The organism is Legionella jordanis (genome assembly GCF_900637635.1).
In the GTDB taxonomy this organism is placed as follows: domain Bacteria; phylum Pseudomonadota; class Gammaproteobacteria; order Legionellales; family Legionellaceae; genus Tatlockia; species Tatlockia jordanis.
Genome location: NZ_LR134383.1, coordinates 435,957 through 454,401 on the forward strand (window position 1 = coordinate 435,957; position 18,445 = coordinate 454,401).

Consider the following 18,445-nt stretch of genomic DNA (forward strand, 5'->3'; position numbering starts at 1 on the left):
GTTCTTAAAAACCAGCGAGCCGGCTGAAACGGGTTAATTCTTTAGGCAAACCACTCGGATGCGATTACCATCGGGATCTTTGGCAGTGAACGTATAGCCAAATGGAAGGGAGGCAGGTAGCTCCGCAATGCTAACTCCCTTTTGCTGCCAAACTGAACACAGCTCATCGACCAACCGAATATCATCCACAGTAATAGCTAATTCACTACCACCACTCTCGCCAATATTGGCTTGCATTGACTGCTTATCCTTTAAACCAATGCCCATTCCATTAGATAGACGAAACATATTGAAAGCAGGTGAAGACTCCTCTGGCGGTATGCCGAGCAAATCCTGATAAAATTGACGGCTTTGCGAAAGATTTCCCACATAAAAAACAATGGCACTGGGTTCCAATCTCATTTAATTCTCCTCATGATGGTTATCGATGAAGAGTGTAATGGATGCTGCTGACAGTTTTTGTCAGCAATCATTTATTGCTCGGGGATGCTATGTAAGTTTCGCCATTGTTGCAAAAGAGTTTGCCGTCTTGGATGAAAAGAAGTGTCCAGTAGTTTTAAACTGGTGATGCGATCAGTTCGAAAATGCCGAAATTCTTGCCTTAGCTCACACCAAGCCACCATCACCCGTGTTTCTTCGAAAAAACCTAAAGCCAATGGCCAAATGGTGCGTAGAGATACTTGCCCCTTAACATCCATATAGCCGAGGTATAACTTTATTTCCTTGCGCATAGCTTGCCGGATGATTGCTTCATAATCTTGGTTGGTGGAAACTGATTTCCCAGGACCTATCAAGAGGCCGGCTGATTCAAGTTGATGCCTTAGTTCACCGGGAAGGACAGCTGAAATTTTCGCTAAAGCTTTATTGGCTGCCAGTTTAAGTGTTGCATCTGCTCTTCGGGCAACCCAACGTGAACCGAGTACCAGTGCTTCCAGCTCCTCTTCGGAAAACATCAAAGGCGGCAGCATAAAGCCTGGGCGCAATTTGAATCCCAGGCCCGGCTCACCTTCTATATCCGCTCCTTGTGCTTGCAAAGTGGCAATGTCTCGATACACGGTGCGAAGACTGACCCCAAGTTCAGCGGCCAATTGTTTCCCGCTAATGGCATAGCGATGTTGACGCAAGATTTGAAGAAGAGCGAAAAGCCGTTCTGTTCTAGACAAAATGAACCTTCTGGATGACTTGGGCTGTATTATTGTTAAATTTTATCGCAATTTGAATGTCATTCACCATAGACGAGGAAAAATTAAAGTTCTGACTAGCGCCAGCCTAGTCCAGTTATTAAGGCACAGAACAGGACCACAATCCACGCTTGAACCCGCCAAAATTGCAACAGGAGAAAAGCAGAAATAGCTAATAAATAGTCGTTTAGGGAAAAAATAGCGCTTGTCCAAACCGGTTGATAAAAGGCGGTTAACAATAATCCCACCACTGCGGCATTAATCCCCAAAAGGGCTTTCTGCATAAAAGGATGGCGGTTGATATCCTTCCAAAACGGCAAGACGCCAATGACTAATAAAAAAGAAGGCAAAAAAATTGCAAACAAAGCAATAATTGCGCCCAGCCATCCATTTGGAGACTGAGTGGATGCTGCGCCCAGAAATGCCGAGAAAGAAAACAAAGGACCTGGTAAGGCTTGTGCCGCCCCATAACCGGCGAGAAAAATTGAGTTATCAATCCAGCCATTAGGTACTACTTTTGCTTGCAACAAGGGTAAGACCACATGCCCCCCACCAAACACCAATGCCCCCGCGCGATAAAAAACCGCAAAAAGTTGCAATGGATAGGGTTGCTTAGCTGAAGAGAGAATGGGCAAAGCAACTAACAAAATAAAAAATACCAACAGCAACATTACTCCCTTGTGCTTACCTGTATTGACCAACCTTTCTCTGGGATAGGGTGATGATTTTGGAGTTAGAAATAACAGGCCAAACAGCCCACCTGCAATCATCATCAGGATTTGTCCACTTGCATACGGCATGATGCTGGAACCTATGCAAGCCAGCACTGCCATACTCAGCCTGGTCTTATCGGGGCACAAAGAAGTACTCATCGCCCAAATTGCCTGGGCAACAACAGCCACAGCAACAATTTTTAATCCATGAAGCCAGGGAAGATGATTTTGAGGCCCCATTTTAACAAGGGTCAGACCAAACAGCAGCATGAGGAGCGCCGAAGGCAAGGTAAATCCAAGCCAGGCAGCGATTGCTCCTGGAATTCCTCCCTTTGATAATCCAAGTGCCATGCCTACTTGGCTACTTGCCGGACCGGGTAAAAATTGGCATAGCGCTAGCAAATCTGCATAAGCATGGTCAGTTAGCCATTTCAGACGCCTGACAAATTCTTCACGAAAATAACCTAAATGGGCAATAGGACCACCAAAACTGAGGCAACCCAGCTTTAAAAAAATCAGGAAAATGGCCCATGCAGTGAGCTGCCCCCCGGGGTCATCCTGGTTTATTAAAGGCTCTTCCATGGCGCCTTAATTCTCTCATGAATTGTGGGATAAGTTGGAATCTTAACATGAATTTTAACAATCGGTTTTTAAAACAATTATTAGTTCCGCAACTCATTTGATGATTGTTAATCATTTACTTAGGGTAGTGGAAATTTTCCAAATCTGAATTTGCATTGCTCGTGTCTGAAGTACTCGTAAATAAAGTATGCTGACTGCAAAACTGATGGTAGCCGCTTGAGTTTTGCAGCTTCACTTTTAACTCCTCCAAATCCTCTAGCTTCATGGTTACTCCCGAATCGAGCAAAGCCTGAAATTCCTGGTCGGCGGGACTTGAGTATAGCTCGCCTATTTCCTCCCAGAGCTTCTTCTCTACCAGCGGTTTTACGTGCTCCCAAATCGGAGTTAAATCGGATTTTATTAATGCAGATAAGCGCATGGCTTCTTGAAATTCTGTCGCTGTTTTAGGTTGAAGGCATTGTTCCAGATAATGATGGATTATCTGCTTAACTACTTTATTTTTTCTATCCTCAAGGGAAGTTTTGACAGCCTGCTCAAAGTGTAGAAATTCCTTTTGGTTTTCATCGTACACATGAATTTCACCGGACTTAATTTTATAGAACCAGCCATGGATGGCCAATTCTTGTGAAGCAAGTTTGTTAGAAATAACCGGGTAAGTTTTTAAATGTTCGATTTGAGCAAGTATATTTTGCTTGACGACATCCTCTAGTTGAACGCCCTGCTTGTCTTTGAAATGCTCAATGACAGAAGAGGAGTGCTTAAGCCAGGAAGCAAGCGTGGGTAATTCTTGCCCAATATTGGGTTTCATTAAGCCTTCCATTGCTCCGCAGCCAGAGTGCCCGCAAACAATGATATGTTTTACTTTAAGGACTTTGATGGCGTACTCAATGGCCACAGCTTCACTCGAAGCATTGTGAGTTGCAAATGGCGGAATGATATTTCCCACATTACGCACAACAAACAAATCACCAGGATCTCCATCTATGATCAAAGTGGGGACAACCCGTGAGTCTGAGCAAGTAATAAAGAGCACCTCAGGGAACTGTCCAAGGCTCAACAACTCGAAAATGGATTCCATTTCTTTAAAAGTACTGCCTTGAAACTTTCGAAATCCGAGAATGAGCTTTATGAACATGTTTTCTCCTGCAAAAATCCAGGGTTTAAAAATAGCCCATTATTTCATTGTCATCAAGTAATATTACAATTATGTTAAGAAAGGGCTTGGTAGATTGAATCATTTATTTTGATGTATAGGCAGATTACGGTTAAAAACTTCAATCTGCTTTAAAAAGCTAGCACAGCCTTATTGGGTCGATAAGCATCAGTATGTTGATAATGGATGGGCGAGTTTGAATTTTCATTTTTGAACTGCGACAAAACTGACACTTAAACCCATAAGAATGGTTGCGCGCAAACACTTTGTCGGGGGTAGTTGCCTTTGGTTTTGAAATACAGGAATTGGGTGAAACGGGACTACGGATGCAGTCCCATAAAACAATTATCGATTATTGTAGCGCTTTTCCAACTTCCGTTTGTACATCTTCAAGACTGTGTTTCATTTCATCAATTCTACTTTTACTTAACTCGATATCTTTGAAGAAGAAGCTGCCTCTTTCCGCTCTTGATTGTCGAGTTACAGCAGCGTATATCCCTAAGGAAATACCGGCAGTAAATAGTGCACTAACAATCAATAACAAATTTTTAATTAGAGCACCACTGGTCTTATCTTTAACTTCTTTTAAAGCTTGCTCACAATTTTGTAGCGTTACTCCAATTAGTTTGGACATTTGTTTATTTCTCTCTGTTACATTTTTAGTTGCTGCAACAGTTTTCCATCGATTGAGAAAGTCTTCGCGAAGATTATGCAGGATAGGTTTATCATGCGGGCTTGCATCCAATTCCTGTTGATATAATTTATCGAGTGCATCAAGTAAGAAATACTGTGAAGAATAGTATTTTCCGAGATTTTTAATGTTATCTACTTGGTTACTTTTACAAAACTCTTCATCTTGTTTGGCTGTGGTTAGGGTTTCTACAAGTCTGGCAAGCTCCATATTTAGTTTTTTAATGCTTAGGGGTAACCCGTATATATCCAATTGGATGCCACCCTCATTTTTTGTGCCTTTGAGTAAAGAATCATTAATACTCTGGACAAGGAACTGGTCGAGGTTTTCTCTTAATGTTTGTAAATAGACATCACTTCTTAGCCGTGCCACAGATTCATAAATCCTTTCTTCATTTACACTTTCCAGTGCATTTGATTGAAGTTTTTGTTGTATTTCTTTACTTAAATTCGAGCTGAAAACGTCATCGAAGCTATGGCCATATTTAATGCAAATCAAGTTTCTATTTGTTTTTAAGTAACCAAGTAGACGGATAGCATCCCTACCCGTTTGAAAAGTCTTGTTGCTAATTTTCTCATCGCTACACAGATTGATTTTTTTTAACCTGGGATTGCCTGCTAAATATTCACCTAAGTAATTGAGATCATTGCTGTAATCAAAGTTACTGTTTGATAGGTCAAGAGTATTTAGGCTTTTAAAATTTGATATTCCCTTAAAGAAAATTTGCCAGCTTGAATGCGATAATTTGATTTCAGGTAATTCCAAACCTATGATTTTAGGTTTGGTTTCCATAGCTGAAAGTTGTGAAATGAAGAATTCGGAAACTTTGTCATCAACTTTAATGCTTAAGCTGCCAAATACTAATGAATCATTTGACAACAATTCGATCAATTGCTCAACGTCTTCTTGTGATTGAATTCCCTCGATTGATAATTTCTTATCTGAGTAATTGCCGGTGTTCTGTTTAAGCTCTTCACGAAACTCTTCTATTTTCATCGAATTTATTCTTAATCATAGTTAATGTTGGTTCATATTTTACCATAAAGATATTAATTTTTACATAGAGTTGTAGGGAGTCGAAGTGACAAGAATAGAGATGGGGCTATTCCTTTTGGGAAAAAGCTCATCTTTATTTATCTCTCTGGAGCCACGTATAAATAAGTTCCATGCTTGATCTTGTCATGAGGGGCCCGAATGGGCCGAAAAAAGCAACCCTCTTAATGTCAACTATTGGTTATGGGGGTAAGAGAGGGTAGATAGTTAGAGTATTCTTCAACAAGCGGGTAAATACCGCAAAAAATAATTTAGCGTTATTGAAAGAGTTCCCTGGTTCTACTATCTCATGAGGGGATTAGCGTTCAGAGATAGAAGCTATCTTTTGGGTTGCAGACGAATTTAGCTTTTTTAGATGTCAAATAAAAGTTTATTTTTGGGATGGTTTCTGAATTCTTTACGAATATATGAATGCATTTAATACACAAGACTTATGTAGAAAGCCAACAAAAATAAATTGAGAGGTTATCAGTTAATCAACGCAAATAATGGAGGAAAAATGGACAAAACAAGCAAGCAACGAGTATTGGCTTATAAAAAATCAACCGAGATATCGGAAGAGGAACTGGGAGTGGTTTCGGGAGGTTCTAATGCCGGCATGACTCACGAGCGGAGCGTAAAGGGTACAGGACAAATTGGTAATGCTGATGTGCGTTATGATGAAGTATGGGATTGGTAAACAGAAGCAGTAGTCCTACTACTGCTCTATTGTTCATAACTAATATGAGACAGGAATGATTATGGCGGTATTAATTGTAACTGAACCTGATGATTTTCATGCGGTAATTGTGCAATTAGCTCTAAAAGAAAAAGGAATTCCTTGTGATTTATTCTTTTCAGCAGACATGCCCAGCAAACAGGAAAATTCAATTTTAATTAATAATGAGCAGTTAAGCTGGAGTTCCTTATGTGCGGATAAAGTCAACCACGATATGGCCTCTCCTGACTATTCCATCATCTGGTGGCGACGTCCAAGGCAACCTCATATACCCTCTGGATACGCTCATCAGGATGACTTAAAATTTATCAAACGTGAAAACCAAGTGTTTTTTCAGTCGATTCCGCATCTCCTTTCAAAGGAATCGTGGTGGATAAATCCCATTTCCTCGCAAAATAAAGTGAAGTCCAAGATATATCAACTTAAGTTAGCGAGGGAATGTGGGTTTAAGCTACCCAATACATTAATATCTAATTCCCCTGACGATATTAAATCCTTTCTTCTCGATTCCGGTGCAACAGCAGTTGTTTATAAATCCTTCACTCCTAATTCCTGGCATGATGAGAATGGATTTAATTTGCTTTATACACAAAAAATAGAACTTGATGATCTTCCTGCAGACGAAATGGTTAGGATAGTACCGGGAATTTATCAACATTATGTAGAGAAATTATATGAGTTAAGGATTACTTGCTTTGGTTCACATATTAGTGCAATCAAGATTGATTCTCAAAACAGTAATATAAGTAAAACGGACTGGAGAAAAACAGCAGCGAGCAGTTTAGAGTTAGATGAATCAGAAATTCCAAACCCGATTAAAGATTTAATTATTGTATATATGAAAAAGATGAACATTGTATTCGGTTGTTTCGATTTTATTGTGACTCCAGAAGAGGAATATGTATTCTTGGAAGTTAATGAACAAGGTCAATTTTTATGGATCGAAGACATCTTGCCCCAAACTCACTATCTAGATATCTTCTGTTCATTCATGACGAAGAGAAGCTTTAATTTTTCCTGGGTGCCTCATAAAAATGCCATCTGCCTTGCTGATTATAATGGTGAAGCTCTAAAGATTGTTAATCACAACATTGATAATCATGTCTATTTAAACGAAATTAAGCGAACTGCATAATGAACAAAATCTTTAAAATCTTAATCCTAACCTTCTATTTTAATGATCTTTTTTCAGCCAATGCCATCATTGATCTGTACGGTGTTGATGAGCCAATCGCGTCAAAAATAATTAGGCAATCTAACGCAAACATTCAAAGATATGTTGAAATGGAATCAAATATGGGAGCTGTTAGTCCTGATAAAATGGACGATGCACTCTCAAAGCATTTGAAATTGCATGATCAAATCATTAACCAAATAAAAAAATATGGCGATTTTAGCTTTGTTGATATTTCAATTATTTATTACCCAGATAAAAACACAAGATATACGACGATTGATATTGTCCCTTCATCAGAAATGTTTCGTATTCCCAACCCCCCTAAAAGAAAAATTGATAAAGAGCTAGTTTTAAATACTGAAACTAAAAACCTATTTAAATTATGGTCTCGGTATAACGAGGATAACATCAGCTTAATAAATAAGGGGACCTTTAGCTCGAAACAACAAGCTTGTCCTGTAGTGCATTGTATTTGGGGGTTTGATAAAAAAGAGCTCAATGAATATTTACCGAAATTTAGAACTTTAGCTAGCAAAAATATCAATCAGCTTAAGAATTTTATTCGCCTAAGCTCCAATGATGAAGAGCGCGGTGATGCAATATTTCTTTTAGCTCATTCCGATGATTACAGGTCAACGGCTTCATTTTTATTCGACTATGTGAATGATGAGAGCGCGGTGGTGAGAAATAACTCCCTTCGAGTAATTGCCGGCATTTTGTCTACTCATAAAATAGATGATTTACCGCTACAAAAAATAATAGAAGCCTTAAATTACCCCTTGGTTACAGATAGGAATAAGGCGGCAAATGTCTTATATCATGCTGCACATAATGATGCCACGACACATGAGCAAATAATAACAGGGGCAGGCAATATCCTCGTTAATTTACTTAAATTAAAACAGCCTAATAATCATAACCCAGCTTACCTTACCCTTAAAGAAATTAGCCATCAAAATTATTCTGAATACGATTATCAACATTGGCAAGAATGGATTGATTCAAGAAAAAATGAATTAAACAAGCCTAAACGGATATGAGTATTAAAATGAAAAGCCCCTCCTATTTCAAAGCATTTTATGTGACCGGAAAGCATAAAAGACTTGATACATTTATCATTCATTTAATTAATTGATTACCCTTATAGTTTAACTTGGCCCAGTTTGCTGAGTATGGATGTATTTATTTTTCATTTCTTAAATTACTGTTCGGTAAATTGCTTGGGAATAAGGGCTTAATAATTGCCTCATTAGCCTATTCATCGTTTTTATATACAGAAAGCATATTGGGTTCAAATAATTGAATAGCTCATAAGATCTTGCTTCTTTACATGTTTACGGATCTATTGATCTAATATTAAAGAGTCTGGACTGAACTTATCTAAAGAATATCTGCAGCTTTAAAGTTGTTGACCAGTGGAAATATCAAGAAGGTATAACAAATTAATTGCTTTAACTCACCATTTATTGGCAATGGTTGTTATTTCTAAGTGCTCCATGGGTCAGGAAGAAAAATTCTGTAACCGCTAAGATTTTATTGGTGGGCCCACTAGGACTTGAACCTAGGACCAACGGATTATGAGTCCGCTGCTCTAACCAACTGAGCTATGGGCCCGGAGAGTTGCCATTCTAATCGTTATGGCGGTGAATTGCCACTAAAATTTTGATTTTAATCCAGAACAGCCTGGTTTTGATTTGTTGGTTCTGATGCACATCTTTGGATTTTCATCAGAACCAGTATAGCAAAGTTATTGCTTGATTTTAAGCGTCGTCGCCTTCGAGGAAGCTTCTCAGTTTTTCTGAACGGGAGGGATGACGTAGTTTGCGCAGTGCCTTGGCTTCGATTTGGCGGATGCGCTCGCGGGTTACGTCAAATTGCTTGCCGACTTCTTCCAGCGTGTGGTCGGTATTCATTTCAATACCAAAACGCATGCGAAGAACCTTGGCTTCCCTTGGTGTCAATGTTTCAAGGATTTCCAGAGTGGCTTCGCGAAGTCCTTCAGCCGTGGCTGCGTCAATGGGGGATTCCATGTTGCTGTCTTCGATGAAATCGCCTAAGTGGGAATCATCGTCATCGCCAACGGGAGTTTCCATGGAGATGGGTTCTTTGGCAATTTTTAAGACCTTGCGAATCTTATCTTCGCTCAAATCCATTTTGACTGCCAATTCCTCAGGAGTGGCTTCACGACCAGTTTCTTGCAAAATTTGTCTTGAAATGCGATTGAGCTTGTTAATGGTTTCAATCATGTGCACTGGGATTCGAATGGTACGGGCTTGATCCGCGATGGAGCGGGTTATAGCCTGACGAATCCACCAGGTCGCATAGGTTGAGAACTTATAACCGCGTCGGTATTCAAATTTATCAACGGCCTTCATCAATCCAATGTTACCTTCTTGAATCAGGTCGAGGAATTGCAAACCGCGGTTGGTGTATTTTTTAGCGATTGAAATCACCAGACGCAAGTTCGCTTCCACCATTTCTTTCTTGGCGCGTCTTGCTTTGGCTTCACCAATGGACATTTTGCGGTTGATGTCTTTGATTTCGCTAATTTTTAAGCCATATTCCTCTTCGAAGCTGGCTAATTTAGCCTGTAGGCGCAAAATCTCTTCACGGAATTCTTCAATGCGCGACAAATCAAGTTTTTTGCCATGTTTGCTGATGATGGTCTCAAGCCATGATAAATCGGTTTCTTGGCCTGGGAATGTTTCAATAAACAGCTTACGCGGAATTTTGGCTTTCTCAATGCAAAGGCGCATGATGTTGCGTTCGAATTCACGGATGTGATTACGCAACTGCCGAAAATGTCTGGTTAAACGATCCACTTGTCTCGAAGTCAATTTTAACTTCAGGAAGGAATCAGACATTTTATCCAGCAGTTCAATAGTGTGGGCTGAAGTGCGGCCATGCTCTTTTAACGCCTTCATGGAGATTTCAAAATTTTCGCGCAATTCGTCAAAGTAAATTTTGGCCTGTTCGGGATTTGGGCCTTCGTCGGCTTCACTCAAGCCGCCTTCACCGTCTTCGTCTTCTTCCTCTTCCAAGGCCGCGGCAATGTCGATGTCTGCTTCGGAATCTTCGAGCATGGAACCAATGCTGGAGGGAGGGGCTTCTTCATCCACGTCGGAGAAGCCGCTGATGATTTCGCTTAAGCGAATTTCTTCATTAAGAACGCGGTCGTAATCTTCAAGCACCAGCTGCACCGTCTCTGGGTAGTGGGCTAAGGATTTGAGAACCTGGTAGATGCCTTCCTCGATGCGTTTGGCAATACGAATTTCGCCTTCGCGGGTGAGGAGTTCTACTGTACCCATTTCGCGCATATACATTCGCACCGGGTCAGTGGTTCGTCCAGTTTCTTTGTCGACTGAGGCAAGTACAGCAGCTGCCTCCTCAACGTCTTCTGGCGCCTCTTCGGTTGTGCCCAGGAGTGCTAATTCATCCTCACTGGGAGAAACCTCGAAGACTTTAATGTTCATGCCTTCTAACATACTAATGATGACATCGAAATGTTCGGTGTCGACAATGTTAGGTAACAAGTCGTTTATTTGGGCATAGGTTAGGTAATTTTGATCTTTACCTAAGCGGATGACTTTGGTGATCTGCGAGTGCTGCTGTTCTTGGTCATTCATAGTCGTCATAGGCATTTGCTGAGGTTAAGGGGCTACAAAAAGGTTTTGATTATAAACCTGCACGGACAAACTTGCCAGTAAATTTTGCGTTATTTTTTATCATCAATCATTAGAGGCTTTCTGCTTAAGCATTTCCTGTAATTTTAACCTCTCTGATAAAGTTAAGCCTTGATTACGTGATTTTTCAATATATGAGTTAATTTTATTCTCTAAGTTCTGTTTTTGCAAAAGCAAAATAATATCAATAAATTCCTTGCTCATCGCTTGTTCCGGGACTTGATGATCCCAGCCGGCCAATTTTGTTAGAGCGTCAAAGAAAGGGCTGGCTCGCCAAAGCTCAATCAAAAAAGCGGTGTTCGCTTGCGGATAGTCCTTGATCTGCTGGATTAAGGTTTGCAATATCTCTTGTTCTTTTCCTTCCAGCCACTCAGGATTAAAATGTTCCTGACAAGCTTTAAAAATTTCAGGGTGTTGGATGAGCAGGGCGATAGCCATGCGAATGGGGGTTCGGGAAATGGATTTCACATGAATCGCCGATTCGGTTTTATTCGTAATCATCTGGTCGAGGCGATGGCTTTCAATGTGGCTTATCCGGGCGAGTTCATCAAACAATAGCTGCTTATAGGGGCTATCTTGAATCTTAAGGAGATAGGGTTTGGCTGCGTTGATGAGCTGGCTTTTGCCGGCTACGGAATGGAGGTCAAGTTGCTGTGAGATGCTCTCTAGAAAAAACTGGTTTAAAGGTTTTGCTCGATGCAATCGTTCTTTAAAGCGCTCACTGCCTTCTTCGCGCACTAAACTATCCGGATCATGCCCCTCGGGCAGAAAAATGAAGCTGGCGTTTAAACCGCTGTGCAATTGAGGGAGGCAGCTTTCGAGGGCCCGCCAGGCTGCTTGGCGGCCGGCATTATCCCCATCAAAGCAAAAGATGAGTTTCTGACTGTATTTAGACAACAATTGAATGTGATAAATGCTGGTTGCTGTTCCTAGGGCGGCAACGGCATTGAAAATGCCATGCTGCGCCAGAGCAATGACGTCCATATATCCTTCAACAATGAGAATGTGATCAACTGACTTTTGAGATTTCAAAATTTGATGAAGGCCATAAAGTTCACGGCTTTTTTGAAAAATAATGGTTTCGGGAGAATTTAAATACTTCGGTTTTTGTGAGGAGGCAATGGCTCGCCCACCAAAGCCAATGATTCTGCCATGACGATCATGGATGGGGAACATGATGCGATCCCGATATCGATCGTAGGTTTTACCGTCATTTTTTTCAATCAGCATGCCTGTGGTAATTAATTCAGCCCGATGCCTTTTGAAATATTTTTCCAGGGTTTGCCATTCTGCTGGGGCATAACCCAGCTGATATAGTTTAGCTATCTCACCGCTTAGGCCTCTTTGCTTTAAATAAGCAATGGCCGCTTCTCCTTTGGCTTTCAACAGCTTCTGGTAGAGTTGGCTCACCTGGGAGAGCAATTGATATAAGCTTAAGGATTGCTGTTGCTTCTCACTGCGTCCTTCTCTTGGAATTTGCAGACCTATACGTGAGGCCAAGGTTTCTACGGCTTCAACAAAACCCTGGTTTAAATAATTCATGATGAAGCTAATTGCATTACCACTCGCGCCACAACCAAAACAATGGTAAAACTGCTTTTTGGCCACGACATTAAAGGAAGGGGTTTTTTCGTTGTGGAATGGGCAGCAAGCTACAAAGCTGTGACCTGCTTTTTTTAATGGGACATAGCCATCAATTAGCTCAATAATGTCTGTACGAGTAAGAAGCTCATCGATGAATGGCTGAGGAATTAAGCCAGACATGATGGTCTATTGGCTCAATTTGGCCTTAATTAGCGCACTGACTTTGGCCATATCGGCTCGGCCTTGGAGCTCGGGTTTAAGAATAGCCATGACCTTACCCATATCACTCATTTTTTCAGCGGCCACTTGGCTAATCGCTTTAGTGATTAGAGTCTCGATTTCTGTTTCTGACAAAGGTTCTGGCAGGTATTGGTTGATTAACTCTAATTCAAATTGCTCCTGGGAAACCAAATCGTCTCGACCGGCAGCTTTAAATTGGGCAATGGATTCTTTTCTTTGCTTGGCTAGCTTATCAAGGATGACAAGCATGCGTTCATCATCAACGGTAATTCTTTCGTCGACTTCTACTTGCTTAACCGCAGCAGTAATAAGGCGTAGCGTATCCAGTTTCGATTTTTCTCTGGCACGCATGGCGTCTTTGATATCACTGCTAATGCGGTCTTTAATAGTCATGATTACTTGCGTCTGTGTTTGGCATTACGGCGGGCAGAAACAGCAACGTCACGAGAGATTTTTTTGAGGTGACGTTTAACGGCTGCAGCTTGCTTACGTTTGCGCTCAGCAGTTGGCTTTTCATAAAATTCGCGACGGCGTAATTCAGTTAGAATACCTGCTTTTTCACAAGAACGCTTAAAGCGACGTAATGCATATTCAGGATTTTCGCCTTCTTTAACACGAACGGTAGGCATTAACTTATTTCCTCTGATTAAATTTAATATAATAGGCTGGCAATTCTAGTGCCACTTAGGGCGGTCGTCAAGTTTTATATGCTGCCAATGTAAATAATAAAACCATTAAATACGATAAAGTATAATGAATTGAGCTCAAAGCGGCAAAGCAGAGCCAGCCTGTTTTTATAATGTCGCAGTGGTAAGCGCTGGAATTTAAGGGGATCTTAACATCCTTTTGGCATTGTGCCTTGGTGTTCTGAGCCCTATCTTTTATAATGCTAAGTTTTGGAAGGTATAAACCAATGCGAGTTTTAGGTATTGAATCGTCTTGTGATGAAACCGGCATTGCTATTTATGATTCAGAACAAGGTTTGCTGGCTCATGCCTTACATTCGCAGATTGCAATCCATCAGCAGTACGGCGGGGTAGTTCCCGAGCTGGCTTCTCGTGATCATGTTAAATATTTGGTGTCCTTGACGGATGAGGCTTTAAAACAGGCTCAATTAAGTAAAAAGGATATGGATGCAATTGCCTATACGGCAGGTCCAGGTCTTATCGGCGCTTTGCTAACAGGCGCCTGTTTTGCAAAAAGTCTGGCTTTGGCCCTTAATATTCCCGCTTTGGCTATCCATCATCTGGAAGCGCATTTATTGGCAGCCAAACTGGATTCAAAAGAACTTGATTTCCCCTTCCTGGCGTTGCTGGTGTCGGGGGGGCACACGCAATTTATAGAGGCCCAATCTTTGGGAAATTATAAAATCCTGGGTGAAACATTGGACGATGCTGTGGGTGAGGCTTTCGATAAAACTGCCAAATTGATGGGTTTACCTTATCCAGGTGGGGCCATGTTGGCGGCACTGGCTGACCAGGCAAGCACGGTTGATATACAGGAATTGTCGTCATTTCCCCGTCCCATGACGGATAGGCCAGGTTTGGATTTTAGTTTTAGTGGTTTAAAAACGCATGCTTTAACGGCTTGGAACGCAAGTCAAAAAGATGAACGGGCCAAGATTGCGATTGCCAAAGCCTTTCAAGATGCAGTAGTTGATACTTTATTCATCAAATGCAAACGAGCCCTTCAGCAAACGGCTGAGCGGGATTTAGTGGTGGCAGGTGGTGTTGGGGCCAATAAAGCCTTAAGAAATTCATTAACAAAATTGATGCAGGACTTGGGGGGCAGAATATTCTTTCCTCGCCCTGAATACTGCACAGACAATGGCGCCATGGTGGCTTATGCGGGTTGTCTTCATTTGCTTGGGGGAAAAAAAGATGTTTCTTCAGCGATTGAAGTCAAAGCGCGCTGGCCATTAGCCTAGCGCGCGACCACTCTAGCCGGCATTGCCCGGTTTATTAATGACCTCAGACTCAGCTGTGTGTTCAGTCAAGGGGGCTTGCGGTGCAGATTCCGTACTGTTTTGCTCCAGCTCCTCCTCCTGTTCTTCTTCAATCAAGGTTTCTGTAATTTCATCTTCTAAAGACGCTGATCTGCTCCCAATTTTAGGTTCCTGATGATCCATCAAACGGGTAATATTATTGCGGTGCTTATAAATGATAAAGATGGTTATAAAAAATAAAGGGGGAAAGAGCAAAAAACCATTGGGCGTAAAGAGTGCATACCATGGTGCCATAATCATGGAAATGATAGAGGCTAAAGACGAGTAGCGGGTAAAATTAGCCACTACTAGCCAGGTGGCAATGACTACAACGCCAAGAATGAAATGCAAACCTAACAAAGCCCCCAGGGCAGTTGCAACGCCTTTTCCTCCGCGAAAATCAAAAAAGGCGGGGAACATATGCCCTAAAACAGCGGCAAAACAGGTAAACCCTAAAGTGACAGGGCCTGCGCCTAACAACCCTGCTAATAACACGGGTAAAAAGCCCTTTAACATATCGCCTACCAGCACGATTGCTGCGTATTGTCTACCAGCCAATCTCAGAACATTGGTTGCGCCTGGGTTTTTCGACCCAGTGGTTCGCGGATCGGGTAAAGAAAACAGTTTGCTGACAACAATGGCAGAACAGATGGAACCTGCTAAATAACCCAGCACAACCACAAAAAGAAACAACAGGGCTGATAACATCACGCCTCCTCGAATTGAGAAAAAGTCTCATTATTCATGAAAGAGAAATCATTGTGAAGACATGTCAAATTATAGACCTATTTCTTGCTAAGAATAAGTCCTCTCCTTTACTGAAAAATCTTGGCAACAATACTGCTAATTAGGTAAAAATAAGGCTTGCAGCTCATTGGTAAACCGGCGGCCAAATTCACTCACTTGCCAGGAATCTGTTTGTAATTCGATTAATTTTTTATCAGCCGCATGGGTCAGTAAAGGTTTTAATTTTTCGAAAGCAAGGCCGGTGCGCTCTGCAAATAATTGATAGGGGATGGCTTGTTGCAAGCGGGTTACATTCAGCATGAATTCAAAAATAATAGACTCAGAAGCGACTGCTTCGCAAGCGGCTAAAAAGGGTTTGGCAGGATTTGAATAATCATGAGGCTGGCGGTGCTTTCGCGTTCGATAAATTTGGCCATCCGGGCTTGTTAATTTTCCATGGGCGCCGGCACCAATTCCGTAGTAATCACCAAAAAGCCAATAATTAAGATTGTGCTTTGCGGGTTTCTCAGGTTGGCTAAACGCTGAAATTTCATACCTGTTAAAGCCTCTACTCGCCAGTAGGGCAAAGCCTTCTTCTTCCAGCCGAAATGCATCGTCTTCCGTAGGCAGAGGAGGTGGGGATTTGTAGAATACTGTGTTGGGTTCAATGGTTAACTGATACCAAGACAAATGCTCAGGATCATGCTCCAATGCCTTGTGCAAATCACCAAGTCCCTCTGCAACGGATTGCTCAGGCAAGCCATGCATCAAATCGATATTGATGTTGTCAAAGCCAGCCTGGCGTGCGCTGTCAATAGCCTGGTGAGCTTGGCGGTCATCATGAATACGTCCCAAAGCTTTAAGCTGTTTTGGATTAAAACTTTGTATGCCCAGGGAAAGCCGATTAATACCGAGTTGACGATAACCTTCAAAACGGCCTTGTTCCACGGTTCCTGGATTGGCTTCCAGTGTGATTTCTATATCTTTTTTAAAAGGCAATAATTGTTGCAGCCGTTGAAATAGGTTTGCAAAGGCCTGGGCGGAAAATAAACTAGGCGTCCCACCACCAATAAAAATGCTGTGAATTTCACGTGCCGGAAAAAGTTTAAGATCATGCTCTAAATCTGCAACCAGCGCCTCAATGTATTGTTCTTCCTCAAGGTGGGCGGGAGCCTTGTGGGAATTAAAGTCGCAATAGGGGCATTTTCGAATGCACCAGGGAATGTGAATATAGAGCGAAGTAGGTAACATCATTAACATCGGACTGGCTTGTTTCAACTCACAATAGTATCATGACAAGAATTTTTACAAAATAGAACGCGCTACTTAACATCGGCTGAACATTCATTTATTGTAGCTCATTTAAAGGTTCGCTCTGTTGAGTCATTCAGTTAAGGACAATCTAAGCATGCGCGAAAAACCGGTTTGTTCAAAACGATTGGTTGTGGCCAAATCCAATCTATTTACCATTGAGCAAATGCATTTACAATTTGCCAATGGCGCGAAACGAGTTTTTGAACGAATTCGCAGCCATGGTCATGGCGCGGTTTTAATTGCAGCTGTTACTGCAAGTGAGTCTCTGCTGCTTATACGGGAATATGGAGCGGGTACGGATAGCTATGAGCTGGGTTTTCCCAAAGGAATAATTAATCCGGGGGAAAATTCCCTGGAGGCTGCAAATCGAGAGTTGCGTGAAGAAACGGGTTTTGCCGCAAGAAAATTGCAATTTTTAAAAAGGCTGACTTTAGCGCCAGGCTATTTTGGTGCTGCATTGGATTTGATCGTGGCTTACGATTTATATCCTAGCCCTTTGCAGGGCGATGAACCTGAACCTCTTGAGGTTATTGAATGGCCGATGGATGCCGCAGACGATTTATTGTTGCGGCCTGATTTTACGGAAGCGCGAAGCATTGCTGCGCTTTTCATGTTGATACAATGGTGGAAAAAGGAAAAGTACAATGAATAAACGTGTTAGGGTTGCGATTACAGGTGCAGCAGGTCAAATTGGTTATGCGTTGCTGTTTAGAATAGCCTCAGGACAAATGTTTGGGCCAAATACCGACATCGAATTGCATCTGCTGGAGCTGGAACAGGCCTTACCCAGCCTCGAGGGTGTTGTCATGGAGTTGGAAGACTGTGCCTTTCCTCTCTTGAAAAAAGTGTTGTACACGTCTGACCTGAACCAAGCCATGAATGGGGTGAATTGGGCTTTACTAGTTGGCTCGGTACCTCGTAAACAAGGTATGGAACGTTCTGACTTATTGCAAATTAACGGGGGTATTTTCACCAAGCAAGGTCAAGCCATTAATGACCATGCTGCGGATGACGTCAGAATTTTTGTGGTAGGCAATCCTTGCAACACCAACTGTCTGATTGCCATGAACCATGCTAAAGATGTCCCTAATGACCGGTTTTATGCAATGACCACCCTTGATGAATTACGGGCTCGCAGCCAATTAGCAAAGAAGGCGGGAGTCGATATTACTAACGTCAGTCAAATGACCATCTGGGGTAACCACTCATCAACTCAATACCCGGATTTTTATAATGCCAAAATCAATGGCTACTCAGCAGCATCAGTCATCGATGATGAGGCCTGGTTGAAAGACACTTTCGTTTCCACAGTTCAGCAACGTGGGGCTGCCATTTTGAAAGCTCGTGGCGCTTCTTCAGCAGCGTCTGCCGCCAATGCCATCATCACTGGGGTTAATCACTTGGTGAACGACACTCCTGCAAATGAATCCTTCTCAATGTGCCTGAGTTCAGAGGGGCAATATGGTGTGGACGAAGGTTTAATATTCTCTTTCCCTTGTCGACGAGCCCATGGGGAAATCAAGGTGGTCGAAGGATTGCCTTTCAACGAATACAGCCAGTCTAAATTCCATGCTACCTTGGAAGAACTTCGTCAAGAGCGCGATACAGTTAAAGAGCTGGGTTTGATTTAATTCCTTCTTTATCGA

At 41.9% G+C, this 18,445-nt stretch carries 17 protein-coding genes and 1 tRNA gene; 6 read left to right on the forward strand and 12 right to left on the reverse strand.

Going from position 1 to position 18,445, the window contains the following annotated elements; all coding sequences use genetic code 11:
• Window positions 1–33 precede the first annotated feature (33 nt).
• The 5 genes from EL203_RS02025 to EL203_RS02045 form a co-directional block, all read right to left on the reverse strand.
• Window positions 34–402, reverse strand: a complete 369-nt coding sequence (locus EL203_RS02025) for a VOC family protein (RefSeq protein ID WP_058471156.1) — start codon at window positions 400–402, stop codon at window positions 34–36.
• Window positions 403–473: 71 nt separating this feature from the next.
• The gene (locus tag EL203_RS02030; RefSeq protein WP_058471155.1) at window positions 474–1,163 is read right to left on the reverse strand and encodes a helix-turn-helix transcriptional regulator; all 690 of its coding nucleotides are present in this window, start codon (window positions 1,161–1,163) and stop codon (window positions 474–476) included.
• Window positions 1,164–1,258: 95 nt separating this feature from the next.
• Window positions 1,259–2,476 carry a chromate efflux transporter gene (gene chrA / locus EL203_RS02035; protein ID WP_058471154.1) on the reverse strand — a complete coding sequence of 406 codons (1,218 nt, stop codon included), beginning with the start codon at window positions 2,474–2,476 and terminating at the stop codon, window positions 1,259–1,261.
• 115 nt (window positions 2,477–2,591) lie between these two features.
• Complete coding sequence (locus tag EL203_RS02040) at window positions 2,592–3,611, reverse strand: carbonic anhydrase (RefSeq protein ID WP_058471153.1); 1,020 nt, start codon at window positions 3,609–3,611, stop codon at window positions 2,592–2,594.
• 370 nt (window positions 3,612–3,981) lie between these two features.
• Window positions 3,982–5,316 carry a hypothetical protein gene (locus EL203_RS02045; protein ID WP_058471152.1) on the reverse strand — a complete coding sequence of 445 codons (1,335 nt, stop codon included), beginning with the start codon at window positions 5,314–5,316 and terminating at the stop codon, window positions 3,982–3,984.
• Between the two features lie 556 nt (window positions 5,317–5,872).
• Between EL203_RS02045 and EL203_RS02050 the strand changes: the two genes are divergently transcribed.
• The 3 genes from EL203_RS02050 (at window position 5,873) to EL203_RS02060 (ending at window position 8,308) form a co-directional block, all read left to right on the forward strand.
• Complete coding sequence (locus tag EL203_RS02050) at window positions 5,873–6,052, forward strand: hypothetical protein (protein WP_058471151.1); 180 nt, start codon at window positions 5,873–5,875, stop codon at window positions 6,050–6,052.
• A 61-nt stretch (window positions 6,053–6,113) separates the two neighbouring features.
• Window positions 6,114–7,226, forward strand: a complete 1,113-nt coding sequence (locus EL203_RS02055; protein ID WP_058471150.1) for a hypothetical protein — start codon at window positions 6,114–6,116, stop codon at window positions 7,224–7,226.
• Window positions 7,226–8,308, forward strand: coding sequence for a hypothetical protein (locus EL203_RS02060; protein WP_058471149.1), 1,083 nt, complete (start codon window positions 7,226–7,228; stop codon window positions 8,306–8,308). The genes EL203_RS02055 and EL203_RS02060 overlap by 1 nt, the downstream gene beginning before the upstream one ends.
• A gap of 497 nt (window positions 8,309–8,805) precedes the next feature.
• Here EL203_RS02060 and EL203_RS02065 read toward each other — a convergent pair.
• The 5 genes from EL203_RS02065 to rpsU all read right to left on the reverse strand — a co-directional run bounded on the left by EL203_RS02065 (window position 8,806) and on the right by rpsU (window position 13,404).
• Window positions 8,806–8,882: transfer RNA gene (locus EL203_RS02065), tRNA-Ile, on the reverse strand.
• Window positions 8,883–9,028: 146 nt separating this feature from the next.
• A complete protein-coding gene (gene rpoD / locus EL203_RS02070; RefSeq protein ID WP_058471148.1) occupies window positions 9,029–10,894 on the reverse strand; it encodes an RNA polymerase sigma factor RpoD in 1,866 nt (621 codons plus the stop codon).
• Between the two features lie 102 nt (window positions 10,895–10,996).
• Entirely contained in the window at window positions 10,997–12,715 is a 1,719-nt protein-coding gene (dnaG, locus tag EL203_RS02075) for a DNA primase (RefSeq protein WP_058471147.1), read from the reverse strand.
• Window positions 12,716–12,721: 6 nt separating this feature from the next.
• Window positions 12,722–13,168 (reverse strand): GatB/YqeY domain-containing protein, encoded by a 447-nt coding sequence (locus EL203_RS02080; protein WP_058471146.1) that lies wholly within the window; start codon window positions 13,166–13,168, stop codon window positions 12,722–12,724.
• A gap of 2 nt (window positions 13,169–13,170) precedes the next feature.
• The gene (gene rpsU / locus EL203_RS02085) at window positions 13,171–13,404 is read right to left on the reverse strand and encodes a 30S ribosomal protein S21 (protein ID WP_058471145.1); all 234 of its coding nucleotides are present in this window, start codon (window positions 13,402–13,404) and stop codon (window positions 13,171–13,173) included.
• A gap of 284 nt (window positions 13,405–13,688) precedes the next feature.
• Here rpsU and tsaD point away from each other — a divergent pair, with 284 nt between their 5' ends.
• The gene (gene tsaD / locus EL203_RS02090; RefSeq protein WP_058471144.1) at window positions 13,689–14,702 is read left to right on the forward strand and encodes a tRNA (adenosine(37)-N6)-threonylcarbamoyltransferase complex transferase subunit TsaD; all 1,014 of its coding nucleotides are present in this window, start codon (window positions 13,689–13,691) and stop codon (window positions 14,700–14,702) included.
• A gap of 12 nt (window positions 14,703–14,714) precedes the next feature.
• Here the strand turns inward: tsaD and plsY are convergent, their stop codons facing one another.
• Entirely contained in the window at window positions 14,715–15,467 is a 753-nt protein-coding gene (gene plsY / locus EL203_RS02095; RefSeq protein WP_064108420.1) for a glycerol-3-phosphate 1-O-acyltransferase PlsY, read from the reverse strand.
• 135 nt (window positions 15,468–15,602) lie between these two features.
• A complete protein-coding gene (gene hemW, locus EL203_RS02100; RefSeq protein WP_058472216.1) occupies window positions 15,603–16,736 on the reverse strand; it encodes a radical SAM family heme chaperone HemW in 1,134 nt (377 codons plus the stop codon).
• 127 nt (window positions 16,737–16,863) lie between these two features.
• Between hemW and nudE the strand changes: the two genes are divergently transcribed.
• Both nudE and EL203_RS02110 read left to right on the forward strand, forming a co-directional pair.
• A complete protein-coding gene (nudE, locus tag EL203_RS02105; protein WP_232003986.1) occupies window positions 16,864–17,451 on the forward strand; it encodes an ADP compounds hydrolase NudE in 588 nt (195 codons plus the stop codon).
• Window positions 17,444–18,430 (forward strand): malate dehydrogenase, encoded by a 987-nt coding sequence (locus tag EL203_RS02110; RefSeq protein ID WP_058471142.1) that lies wholly within the window; start codon window positions 17,444–17,446, stop codon window positions 18,428–18,430. Before nudE ends, EL203_RS02110 begins: the two co-directional genes overlap by 8 nt.
• Window positions 18,431–18,445 lie beyond the last annotated feature (15 nt).